This window comes from Anaerobacillus sp. 63XJN7_4_ISO-PGPR-S23-413 (genome assembly GCF_056173725.1).
The window spans coordinates 294774-307298 of the sequence record NZ_CM149688.1 but is presented as its reverse complement, the minus strand read 5'-3'; the positions used below and the strand labels follow the sequence as shown (position 1 = coordinate 307298).

Sequence of the window (12525 nt, the reverse complement as noted above, 5' to 3'; positions counted from 1 at the left end):
CTCCTCATTCGTTTAACTCTTCAAGGAACCTGTTCTCACTCCACACGTCAATGCCAAGAGACTCTGCCTTTTCAAGCTTAGAACCAGCATCTTCCCCTGCAATGACAAGATCTGTGCTCTTACTTACACTACCTGTCACCTTTGCGCCTTGTTCTTCAAGCTTCTTCTTTGCTTCCCCGCGACTCAACTGTTCTAACTTACCAGTGAGTACAATTGTTTTACCCGCAAACACGGAATCAATGTCTTCTACCGCAACTGGCTTAGGTCCTTTATAGGTCATATTAACGCCAGCTTCTTTTAATTCTTCAATTAGTTCATGCACTTCTTCGTTTTGAAAATATCGCACAACAGAATCAGCCATTTTCTGTCCCACTTCATTAATTGCTTCAAGATCTTCTATATTTGCTTGAACAATACTGTCCATAGAGCCAAATTGTTGTGCAAGAGTTTTCGCAGCTTTTGCACCGACATGGCGTATCCCCAGACCAAACAACAGTTTTTCTAATGAATTATTCCTTGAGACGCTTATCGCCTCAAGAAGGTTGGAAACTGACTTCTCACCCATTCGCTCTAACTCAATAAGTTGATCGTGTGTCAGCTGATAGATATCTGCTACATCATGAATTAATTCCTCACGAAACAGCTGAGTAATCACCCGTTCACCTAGTCCATCAATATTCATTGCATTGCGTGAAACAAAATGAATGAGTCCTTCACGGAGCTGAGCTGGACATTTTGGATTAATGCATCGAAGTGCGACCTCTTCTTCTAATCGAACGAGATCACTATCACATTCAGGACACTTCTCAGGCATAGAAAATGCTTTTTCTTCACCTGTACGACGGTCTTCGAGAACAGAAACAACTTCAGGGATAATGTCTCCTGCTTTTTTCACAACGACATAGTCTCCAATTTTAATATCCTTCTCACGAATCAGATCCTCATTATGAAGAGATGCTCGCTGTACGGTTGTCCCAGCAACAAGCACTGGTTCTAAAACAGCCGTGGGAGTGACGACACCAGTTCTGCCCACATTAAGCTGAATATCCAAGAGCTGCGTTACAACCTCTTCAGCAGGAAACTTGTATGCAATGGCCCATCGTGGACTTTTCGCAGTAAATCCTAGCTCCTCTTGTTGATTGAGGGCATCTACTTTCACAACAATCCCATCGATCTCGTATGAAAGATCAGGACGTTTCTCTGACCAACCACCGATGTAATCAATAACATCATCAATCGTGTTACATCGCTTCCATTCTGGATTGGTTTTGAATCCTAGCTCTTTGAGAAAATCAAGGCCATTTGAATGTGAACTAATTTCCCTGCCTTCAACCGTACCTACACCGTATACAAAAATAGACAAGTTGCGGCTAGCAGCAATCTTTGGATCAAGCTGGCGAAGAGAACCAGCCGCTGCATTTCGAGGATTTGCAAATAAATCCTGATCGTTCTTCTCACGTGCTTCATTTAATTTCATGAAGGATGGCTTTGGCATGAACGCCTCACCACGCACCTCCATGCTAACATTCTCGCTTAAACGAAGTGGGATAGCTGGAATGGTTTTCAAATTCTGAGTAATGTCCTCTCCTACCGTGCCATCCCCACGTGTGGCTCCACGCACAAGAACTCCATCTTCATAAATAAGTGAAACGGCAAGACCGTCTATTTTTAACTCGCATACATACGAAAAGTTTTCGCCAATTCGATCACGTACACGTCGGTCGAAGTCCTTCAAGTCCTCTTCACCAAATGCATTACCAAGGCTTAGCATAGGTACTCTGTGTTCAACTTTTTGAAAGCCTTCAAGCGGCGGGCCACCGACGCGCTGAGTTGGAGAATCTTCCGTTTTAAGTTCAGGAGTCTCTTCTTCCAGGTTAATTAATTCATTCATCATCCGATCATACTCGGCATCAGGAACGGTCGGCTGATCTAGAACGTGGTACTCGTAATTGTACTGATTTAAGAGCTGACGAAGCTCTTCGATGCGCTTTTGCTTTTCTTCCATCGTCAAACCTCACCTTCTAAAATGACTATTGCTTTTCAATAGGCGCAAACTTCGCTAACAAACGCTTAATTCCTACCGGGTTAGGGAAAGCAATATCAAGCTCAGTCGAGTCACCCTCACCCTTAACGCTAACGACCGTACCAACGCCCCATTTGCGGTGACTTGCTTTATCTCCTACTTTCCAATCGAGTGAATCTCCACCCGTTGAAGTAAGTTGAGGACGTCTAGGCGTCTTTGGAGTAGCAGGTCTTGAAGAAGGTCGGGAACTAGTTCCACCAAACGGTGTAGCTGGCTTTTCTTGACCTTGCTTCTCAAGTAATTCTTCTGGTATCTCTCCTATGAAGCGGGACACAGGATTCGCGTTTGTTTTTCCGTAAAGTGTTCTAAGACGAGAATTTGTTATGAAAAGCTCTTCTTCTGCTCTTGTAATACCAACATATGCTAGACGACGCTCTTCTTCCATCTCCTCTTCCTCAAATAGGGAACGACTATGCGGGAATACTCCTTCTTCCATGCCAATGAGGAAAACAATTGGAAATTCCAAACCTTTTGCTGAATGGAGCGTCATAAGTGTAACAGCTTCCTTCTGCTCACCTTCATCCTCATCTAACTTATCAATATCTGCAACGAGCGCAAGGTCTGTTAGAAAAGCGATTAGGCTTTTATCTTCACTTGCTTTCTCAAATTCTTGTGTAACAGAAAGAAATTCATCAATGTTTTCAAGTCGTGTTTGGGATTCGATTGTATTCTCGTTTCTTAACGCATCACGATACCCTGATTTATCAATTACTTCCTCAACAAGTTCAGATACGGCTAGATATTCCTGCATTTGTGACCAGTTTGCCATTTGATTACCAAATGATTTAAGAGTCTTAGTGAAACGAGCGCTTAACCCGATCTGCTCGACTTCTTGAAGAGCTGTAAAGATAGAAATATCCTGATTAGCCGCATATTGTGCTACCTTGTCCATTGTCGATGCACCAACACCACGCTTTGGAACATTCACAATTCGAAGTAAGCTAATATCATCATCTGGATTAGCAATGAGACGGAGATATGCTAGAACATCTTTAATCTCTTTGCGGTCGTAGAACTTTGTACCGCCGACAATGTTGTAATGGATGTTCGACTTATTTAAAATTTCCTCAATCACACGCGACTGTGCATTCGTACGATAAAGAATCGCTATTTGTGAATTCGTTCGCTGTCCGCTATTCACCATATCAAGGATTTTCCCTGTTACGAAACGACTCTCATCATGTTCATCGTTTGCCTGATAGTAAGTAATATGTGGCCCATCATCATTATCCGTCCAAAGCTTTTTAGGCTTTCTGTTCGTATTATTTTCAATAACTACATTGGCCGCTTGTAGAATTTTCTTAGTTGAACGATAGTTTTGCTCAAGGAATATCGCACGTGCACTTGGGTAGTCCTTCTCGAAGGAAAGAATGTTCTGTATGTCCGCACCACGCCAGCGGTAGATCGACTGATCAGAATCACCTACTACGCAAAGGTTCTGATATTTCTCAGCCATGAGTTTAACAAGGATATATTGTGCTTTGTTTGTATCTTGATACTCATCAACATGAATGTACTGAAATTTACGCTGATAAAACTCGAGTACTTCCGGCACCTTTTTGAACAACGTGATCGTCCGCATAATCAAATCATCAAAATCAAGCGCCTGGTTTTTACGAAGCTGTTTCTGATATTGCTCATATGCATCAGCAACAACACTTTCGTAAGGCCCCTTTGCATTAGCTTTATAATCTTCAGGGGTTTCGAGTTCATTTTTTGCAGAGCTAATACTGCCAAGAATCCCTCTAGGCTCAAATTTCTTTGGGTCTACGTTCTGCTCTTTCAAGATCTTCTTAATAACAGTCAGCTGGTCCCCAGAATCAAGAATGGTGAAGTTGCGGTTAATCCCAATCCGATCACCGTCTCTTCTTAAAATACGTACGCACATTGAGTGGAATGTCGAAATCCAAATATCTTCCGAGACTGGTCCCGTAATCGAATTCACTCGTTCTCTCATTTCTCGCGCCGCTTTATTCGTAAACGTAATCGCAAGAATATTCCATGGAGATACCTGTTTCTCCACAAGTAGATACGCAATACGATGCGTCAACACTCTCGTTTTTCCACTACCTGCTCCAGCCATAATTAAAAGCGGTCCATCCGTGTGCTTGACCGCTTCTTGTTGTTCGGGATTTAGCCCGTTTAGTAACTTATCAACTATTCGTTGCATGTTTTCGCACTCCTCACAAACGTATGTTCTTGTTTCTTATTTTACCTGATCGACAGGAGAGAATCAATTTCCTTTCACAGCAGCAACAGTTTTTATCGCCTGCTTCATATTATCGTATATGACGTTCCCGACAATAATCGTATCTGCAGAAGCTGCCATTTCTTTCGCTTTCTCAGGAGAGTCAATTCCGCCACCATAAAAAAGTTGCGTATCGTCAAGAACCTGGCTCACTTTCCGAACAAGTTCTGCATCTCCATATGTTCCGCTATATTCCACATAAAAAATGGGCAGTTTGAACATTTTCTCTGCCATACGAGCATAAGCAAGAACATCAGCTTCATCTAGATTAGTATGAGCAGAAGTTAACTGAGCAACCTTAGAATCCTGGTTTAAAATACAATACCCTTCCATCACAATTTCATCCCAGTTCATGATTTCGCCAAAATCTTTCACAGCCTCATGATGTAATCCGGTCACCCAACGGCTATCTTCCGTATTCAACACTGTCGGAATAAAATAAAAATCAAATCCTGGTGTCACTGCCTCAACAGTGGATACCTCAAGAGCACATGGTACCGCGTAGCGGCGAATTCTAGCAAGTAAATCTAAAGTCCGATCAAGCGTAACGCCATCACTACCACCAACAATCACCGCATCCGTCCCAGACTCACAAATCGCCTCAAGATCATAATCCTCTATCTCCTTATTCGGATCCAGCTTAAACACATGCTTCCACTCTCGAAAATCAAACATCCTAACCCTTCCTCCCACTTTTCCTCATAAATTGGATTATATCAAAGAATACATGAAAAGCGGAAGTGGGCGTTTAGGTCCGACAAGCGCTGGAGGCATTTCATTTGAACACGTCCTTTGTGTTCGGATGAAATGGTGAAGCGATCGAGGACCTGCCCACTGCAGCTGGATCACCTAAAAGCGGAAGCGCCCGTTTAGCCCCCACAAACATCTGCAACCATTTAAAATCCATAATTCCGCGATTTCCTCGATAATTCCGCGATAATCTCATTTTATCCGCGAAATCGATCATTATTTCCGCGATTTCTCAAATATATCCGCGAAAAGGCAAATATCCATCAACACGCCAACCAAAACAAAAATGAGCCGGAAGCCGGCTCATTTTCTACTCTTTATTGTGAACACGATCAAGCGTCATTTGATAGCCATCGTTTCCATAGTTCAAGCTGCGCTTTACTCTGGAAATCGTTGCGGTGCTTGCGCCTGTTTCTGTTTCAATTTTATGATACGTAAACCCTTCACGTAGCATTCTTGCTACTTCCAAACGCTGAGCAAGCGATTGTATCTCATTTACAGTCGCTAGATCATCAAAGAACAAATAGCATTCTTCAAGATCTTTCAATGAAAGAATCGCTTCAAAAAGTTGGTCAAGTGTCTTACCTCGAAGTTTATCAATTTGCATTCTAAATCCACTCTCCTTACTTAAGTATGTTTCGTCTATATGTTGCATTCTGTAACGTTCATCTTGATGTGCTATTTTTACAGCTTTATATTCATTTTAACAATTCAACCGAATAAAATCATGCACTTCACTCCGTTAAGAGGTTACTTTGTTATAGTTTAACGCATTATCGAAGGAAAAAGTACCATTTTCCTTTTCACATCATAAATTCCTTGCTGCGTCAATCGAATAAAAGGTAAATGTGTTGAAGAAAAGAACAACAAGCTATAAACGGGATCTTTATATAAGTAGCCCCTATCTTCTAGTTCTTGTATCATTCTCTTTTCAACTTTGATTAGTTCTTCAAGTGGAAGATCAGACATTTTGCCCATGAGAGGAAGTTTAATTTCGGATATAACTTCTCCATCTTCTACAAGAGAGATCCCCCCACCAATTTCATTTATTCGATTAAAAGCTGTCATCATATCCGCTTTATTTTTCCCAATCAGAATAAAATCACCCGTATTCGAAAAGCTGCTTGCAAATCCTTTCACTTGATTAGCGAAGCCTTTAATGATCGTATTTACACGCCATTTCCCTTCACGACTGAGAAGCATCATAAAGCTTTCATCAGAACCTGAAGGTAACTCTTCAACTGACGTTTCGACAGATAGATTATAAGGCTTTGTAATAACAGCATTCACCATTTCAATTCCTGCCGGACCAGAGAAAGTTAAATCGTTTGATTGGATTTCCCACGAATTATCAAGTGGAGAAAGTCCATGATCTTCCCAATCAAAAGACCAATCCTGTTCTACTTCATCACGATCACGCTTTAACCATTTTCCACGCGCTAGAACAGAGACAGGGAGCGGATCTTCTTTTGATGCAAGAATATTAATGTGAGCCACTCTACCCGGTGCTATCATACCATGCGTATCGCTTATACCGTAATGGTTTGCGACATTATATGACACCATAGAATACGCATCTTCTGAAGGGACTCCTTTCTCAAGTGCTATTGCAATTAACTTGTCCGTTGTGCCATTTTCCAGGAATGAAGGCGTTGATCCATCTGTATTCATCATAACGCGGTCAAAGGAAGTAACTCCTTTTTTCAGCAATGATTCGAGAATGACAGGTAGATCAGGTCTTATCGAAGAATAACGGAGTGACGTCATCATACCCATCTCTAAGCGACGCAGCGCCTCCTCTCCTGTCATCGCTTCATGATCACACGAAACGCCAAGAAGCCCCATCTTCGTTAATGTTGCGAGAGAAGCACCAGGGAGATGTCCTTCCACTGGTTTACCGAGTCTTCTCGTCTCCTGCATCCATTCTAAAATTTCATCATCTCCCCCGAGAACATCAGGCCATGCGGTAAGCTCTCCACCCTGTATCACAAGTGGGTGTGCCAGCCATTCCTTCATATTTTTATTCGTAATGGCCTCCTCATCGAGAAGCTGTGTTTGTGAATCATATCGCGCCCACCAATACATCGAAACGGGATACTGATCTAAATCCTCAATCAATGTAAGCGCTTTCTCTTTTGTCAAACCTAGAAGGAATAAAAGGTTATCATTCATCATTGTTGTTGTTCCCCGCTGAGATGCATATCGCGCAAGCGTAAGGGGATTATATAGTTGAAATGGATGTGCATGTGGTTCAATATAACCTGGCACGAGATATTTCCCGTAACAATCAATCCACTCAGTTGACGGGTGCTTTTCAGGAAGATCATCGCCTACGTACACAATACGATCTTCATATACCCATATATTCGATGTAACCCATTTTTTAAGTCCATTATTTAAATATGTTGCATTGTAAAAAACGATCGATGGAGGCAGTTCTCCAGACACTACTTGAACGTGTTGTCGTAATTGCTGCTTTGTCCATAAATTTTTTCGTTTTGCCAAAACCATCACCCGCTTCAAGAAGTTTTCTTTATTTTAACATAATTTCGACACATTGCTACTTTAGATTTGTGAATGAAGAAAGGAGTTTTTCAATTGAAGCCAAACATTAGTATGATGAATGCCTTTGTTCGACTAGCTACCGGATTCACACTTCTTGCTTATTCAACCGCAAAGCTTTCTAAAGAAGAATCCAAATCAGCCTGGATAATCGCCGCAATCGGTGCCATGAAAGTAGCTGAAGGACATACGAGGTATTGCCCCATCGTTGACCTCATGACCCCCGATGAAAAACTTGATCCAGATGAAACGGCACTTGAAAGAGTGATTAATCCTTCTTAACGTTTTCATAAAAAAACTTCCCTGCATTCAGGGAAGTTTCATCTACCTTATCAAAAGGAGGTCTATTTATGCTCGAGTATATAACAGATACATGGTTAATTTATACGATGATTATTGGAAGTATCGTTGCGATTGCGTTCGCCTACATTAGGAAGAAACGTGTGAAATAGCGCGATGCCCAATGTCTGTTCGATAGAAGCCTTCCGTTACTTTTACATTTTCTAATTCTTTATATACCACCTGACTCGCTTCTCTCAAATCATCACCTGCAGAAGCAACAAGTAGTACACGACCTCCGTCTGTTACTAGCTTTCCACCGATTTGTTTTGTTCCGGCATGAAAAACAAGAGACTCTGATCCAACCTGATCAAGCCCAGTAATCGCCTTGCCTTTCTCATAGCTACCTGGATAGCCACCTGAAGCAACGACAACACCAATAACGGACTGTTCGCTCCATTCAAGCTTAGGTGTTTTACCCTCGAGGAGATCAAGGACAGCCTGGACGAAGTCTGATGTCATTCTAGGGAGAACGACTTGCGTTTCTGGATCACCAAAGCGCGCATTAAATTCAATCACTTTCGGTCCATCAACTGTTAACATAAGGCCAGCATAGAGAATTCCGGTAAAGGAGCGGCCATCTGATTTCATTCCTTTTGCTGCAGGACGTAAAATCGTCTCAACCGCATGATCCACAGTATCTTGAGAAATTTGCGGAACAGGAGAATAGGCTCCCATCCCTCCTGTATTTGGACCCTCGTCACCATTGAAAGCACGTTTATGATCTTGAGAAATAACAAGTGGGTAAACACGATCACCTTCGACAAGAGCCATTAAAGAGAATTCCTCACCCTCTAGAAATTCTTCTACTACAACACGTTCACTAGCAGCACCAAACTGATTGTTCTCCATCATGTCATGAAGGCTTTCGAGTGCTTCCTCCAGTGACATTGCCACCACAACACCTTTACCTGCAGCAAGTCCATCTGCTTTTAGGACGATTGGCGCACCGACTTTTTCAACATAAGCTTTCGCTTCGATATAGTCAGTGAAGGACTTAGAAAATGCGGTAGGAATGTTATGCGCAACCATTAATTCTTTGGCGAACGTTTTACTTCCCTCAATCAAGGCTGCTTCCTGTCTTGGGCCAAATACACGGAGTCCTTCCTCCTCAAAGCGATTTACAATACCGTCGAGAAGAGGTTGTTCAGGACCAATAAGCGTTAAATCAATGTTTTCCCTTTTTGCGAAGGCAACAAGTTCCTCATGATCACTCTCTTCAATTGCCACAAGCTGACTAACATCTGTCATACCTGCATTACCAGGAGCGACAAAGACTTGATCAACAAGGCTGCTTTCCGCCGCTTTCCATGCCATTACATGCTCGCGGCCACCGCGACCAATTACCAATACCTTCACTCGAAAAACCTCCTCTTAATGTTTAAAATGACGAATGCCAGTAAAGACCATTGTAATGCCATATTCATTCGCTTTCTTGATGGAGTCCTCATCGCGAATGGAGCCGCCAGGTTGAATAATAGCTGTTACACCAGCGCGACCTGCTGCTTCAACAGTATCATCCATTGGGAAGAAAGCATCTGAACCCATAACTGATCCCTTGCTCTTCTCACCTGCTTGCTCGATGGCAATATTCGCAGCACCGACACGGTTCATTTGTCCTGCACCAATTCCAATCGTTTGGTCATTCTTCGTTAGAACGATAGCATTTGATTTCACATGTTTAACAACTTTCCATGCTAACTTCAGTGCTTCCCACTCTTCTTCTGTCGGCTCACGATCGGTTGGAACCGAAATATCAGCTTCATCGAATCCATAACGATCACGCTCTTGAAGTAAAAGGCCACCATTTACGGAAGTTAACTGATGTTCAATCGCAGGAGAGGCAGAAACATCAAGCTTCAATAAACGAAGGTTCTTTTTCTTCGTTAACACAGCTAAAGCTTCTTCAGTAAACGAAGGTGCCATAATAATTTCAAGGAAAATTTCTTTTAACTTAAGCGCTGTTGCTTCATCCACTTCACGATTAATCGCGACAATCCCACCGAAAATCGAAGTGGAATCAGCTTCATATGCTTTTTGATAAGCTTCTACAACCGTTTCACCAGTACCAACTCCGCACGGGTTCATATGTTTCACAGCTACAACAGCCGGCTGATCAAATTCCTTCACAATATTAAGCGCCGCATTGGCATCGTTAATATTATTATAAGAAAGCTCTTTACCATTTAACTGCTCTGCTGAAGCAAGTGAAGCTCCAGTATATAAAGGTTTTTTGTAGAAAACAGCTTTTTGATGGGGGTTTTCACCATAGCGAAGCGTTTGTTTCCGTTCAAATGTTACCGTAAGTGACTCAGGCTCTTCTTCTCCTGATTGAGCAGTTAAATATTCCGAAATCACAGCATCATATGAAGCTGTATGGCGAAATACTTTTGCAGCAAGCTCACGACGAAGAATTCCGGTTGTATCACCATTTTCTTCAACTTGTCGCAAAACGCGATTGTAATCAGAAGGATCCACTACAACTGTTACGTCCCGATGATTTTTTGCAGCAGAACGAAGCATCGTCGGTCCACCAATATCAATATTTTCAATCGCTTCTTCATAAGTAACATCAGGTTTTGCGATTGTTTCCTGGAAAGGATACAAATTCACAACAACAAGATCAATTGGCTTGATATTAAGATCATCCAACTGTTTCTGATGAGCTTCATTATCACGCACAGCTAGAAGACCACTATGTACGTTTGGATGAAGGGTTTTTACGCGACCATCGAGAATCTCTGGGAATCCAGTTACGTCCGAGATGCCAATCACGTCTACACCAGCTTCTTCTAGAGCACGCTTTGTCCCCCCTGTTGAGATCACCTCAACCCCTTTGTCCGCAAGTCCTTTTGCAAATGCTGTAATATCTGTTTTATCAGAAACGCTAATCAACGCACGTTTAATAGCCATAATGATTCCTCCTACTACCTTTTGTTTTTTTCCTAAAGAAGGGAACGGATGACGGCAGGGTATAAAAGATGCTCTACTGCCTGGATTTTATTTGCCAGGTCACCCTTCGTGTCGCCCTCATCAATCCGAACACTGTCTTGATCAATGATTTTTCCGGTATCCATTCCCTCGTCCACGAAATGAACGGTTACGCCTGTGATTTTAACACCAGCTTCAAATGCTTGTCCGATTGCGTCCTTTCCAGGGAAAGAAGGAAGAAGAGATGGGTGGATATTCACAATTCTTCCTTCGAAACCTTGAAGCAACGTTGGACCGATTAACCTCATATAGCCTGCGAGAATAATCCACTCAACACCAGCATCATGTAACTGCTGAAGAATAAATGTTTCAAAGTCAGCTTTCGATTCATACGATTTAGGATAAAAGGAAAGGACAGGAATGCCAAAGCGTTCTGCCCTTTTTTCAACCTTAGCTCCAGGACGATCACAGACTACGAGGGCCACTTCTGCTTCAAGCTGTCCCTTTTCAATCGCTGCGGCAATCGCTTCAAAGTTCGAGCCGCTCCCAGATGCGAATACGGCTAGCTTCTTCACGACAAGTCACCGCCTCCGAATTCGATTCCTTCTCCCTTTACAACGCGTCCAATCATATAAGCACGCTCACCATCCTGCTCAAGTGCTTTGATGACATTAACCGCAACATCTTCTGGAACAGCAAGGACCATCCCTATACCCATATTAAATGTTGTAAACATTTCCTTACGAGCGAGACTTCCCTTCTTTTCGATCAAATCAAAAATAGGAGGAACCGGCCACGAACCATAATCAATTTGTGCAGCCAGTCCTTCAGGAAGCATACGCGGAATATTCTCTTCAAAACCTCCGCCTGTAATGTGTGCAATCCCATGAACAGTGTTAGATTGAAGAACATTTAGAACAGGTTTAACATAGATACGCGTCGGTGTCAGCAAAGCATTTCCAAGCGTCATACCAAGTTCGTCATATGACGTTTTCAAATCCATATCATTATCCTTGAGAAGCACTTTACGTACAAGGGAAAAGCCATTACTATGAATACCGTTTGATGCAAGGCCAATGAGAACATCGCCTTCTGTCACATTCTCTGTTGTAATCAACTGAGACTTCTCTACAGCGCCAACTGTAAAGCCAGCAAGGTCATAATCATTCTCTTGGTACATGTCAGGCATTTCAGCTGTTTCACCACCAATAAGAGCACACCCTGCCTGTGAACAGCCTTCTGCAACGCCTTTCACAATTTGTTCGATCCGCTCTGGTGCAAGCTTACCTGTTGCAATGTAATCCAAAAAATAGAGCGGTTCTGCGCCTTGTGCGACAACATCATTTACGCACATCGCAACACAATCAATCCCAATTGTATCGTGCTGATCGAGTTGGATCGCAAGCATGAGCTTCGTGCCTACTCCGTCCGTCCCTGAAACGAGAACTGGCTTCTCATAATTGAGTTCTGACAGATCGAACATGCCACCAAAGCCACCAAGTCCTCCCATAACTCCCTTACGCATCGTTTTTTTCACATGCGGTTTGATCCGATCTACCGCTTCATAACCTGCTTCTATATTAACGCCTGCCTGCCTGTATGCTTGTGCCAT

At 42.6% G+C, this 12525-nt stretch carries 11 protein-coding genes; 2 read left to right on the top strand and 9 right to left on the bottom strand.

The genetic code is table 11. The features are described from left to right. Nucleotides 1-4 precede the first annotated feature (4 nt). The 5 genes from ligA to AC0VYO_RS01725 form a co-directional block, all read right to left on the bottom strand. Nucleotides 5-2005 carry an NAD-dependent DNA ligase LigA gene (gene ligA / locus AC0VYO_RS01745; RefSeq protein WP_430242471.1) on the bottom strand — a complete coding sequence of 667 codons (2001 nt, stop codon included), beginning with the start codon at nt 2003-2005 and terminating at the stop codon, nt 5-7. Between the two features lie 25 nt (nt 2006-2030). After that, entirely contained in the window at nt 2031-4253 is a 2223-nt protein-coding gene (pcrA, locus tag AC0VYO_RS01740; protein WP_475368315.1) for a DNA helicase PcrA, read from the bottom strand. A gap of 63 nt (nt 4254-4316) precedes the next feature. After that, complete coding sequence (pcrB, locus tag AC0VYO_RS01735; RefSeq protein WP_430242468.1) at nt 4317-5006, bottom strand: heptaprenylglyceryl phosphate synthase; 690 nt, start codon at nt 5004-5006, stop codon at nt 4317-4319. 385 nt (nt 5007-5391) lie between these two features. Next, complete coding sequence (locus AC0VYO_RS01730; protein WP_136948324.1) at nt 5392-5688, bottom strand: YerC/YecD family TrpR-related protein; 297 nt, start codon at nt 5686-5688, stop codon at nt 5392-5394. 158 nt (nt 5689-5846) lie between these two features. Next, complete coding sequence (locus AC0VYO_RS01725) at nt 5847-7592, bottom strand: adenine deaminase C-terminal domain-containing protein (protein ID WP_475366388.1); 1746 nt, start codon at nt 7590-7592, stop codon at nt 5847-5849. Nucleotides 7593-7679: 87 nt separating this feature from the next. On the opposite strand from AC0VYO_RS01725, the gene AC0VYO_RS01720 reads away from it, so the two are divergent. Then, complete coding sequence (locus tag AC0VYO_RS01720) at nt 7680-7925, top strand: YgaP family membrane protein (protein ID WP_226616410.1); 246 nt, start codon at nt 7680-7682, stop codon at nt 7923-7925. A 68-nt stretch (nt 7926-7993) separates the two neighbouring features. Next, nucleotides 7994-8095, top strand: coding sequence for an EYxxD motif small membrane protein (locus tag AC0VYO_RS01715; RefSeq protein WP_337957775.1), 102 nt, complete (start codon nt 7994-7996; stop codon nt 8093-8095). On the opposite strand, the gene purD is transcribed toward AC0VYO_RS01715, so the two are convergent. From purD to purM, 4 genes are read right to left on the bottom strand one after another with little or no spacing between them, the layout of a single operon-like run. Further along, on the bottom strand, nt 8073-9341 hold the full coding sequence (gene purD / locus AC0VYO_RS01710) for a phosphoribosylamine--glycine ligase (RefSeq protein WP_475368314.1): 1269 nt from the start codon (nt 9339-9341) through the stop codon (nt 8073-8075). The genes AC0VYO_RS01715 and purD overlap by 23 nt on opposite strands. 15 nt (nt 9342-9356) lie before the next feature. Continuing rightward, on the bottom strand, nt 9357-10895 hold the full coding sequence (gene purH / locus AC0VYO_RS01705) for a bifunctional phosphoribosylaminoimidazolecarboxamide formyltransferase/IMP cyclohydrolase (protein ID WP_194222433.1): 1539 nt from the start codon (nt 10893-10895) through the stop codon (nt 9357-9359). 32 nt (nt 10896-10927) lie between these two features. Further along, nucleotides 10928-11488: a phosphoribosylglycinamide formyltransferase gene (gene purN / locus AC0VYO_RS01700; protein ID WP_475368313.1), complete on the bottom strand. Its 561-nt coding sequence runs from the start codon at nt 11486-11488 to the stop codon at nt 10928-10930. Beyond that, entirely contained in the window at nt 11485-12525 is a 1041-nt protein-coding gene (gene purM / locus AC0VYO_RS01695) for a phosphoribosylformylglycinamidine cyclo-ligase (RefSeq protein ID WP_475368312.1), read from the bottom strand. The genes purN and purM overlap by 4 nt, the downstream gene beginning before the upstream one ends.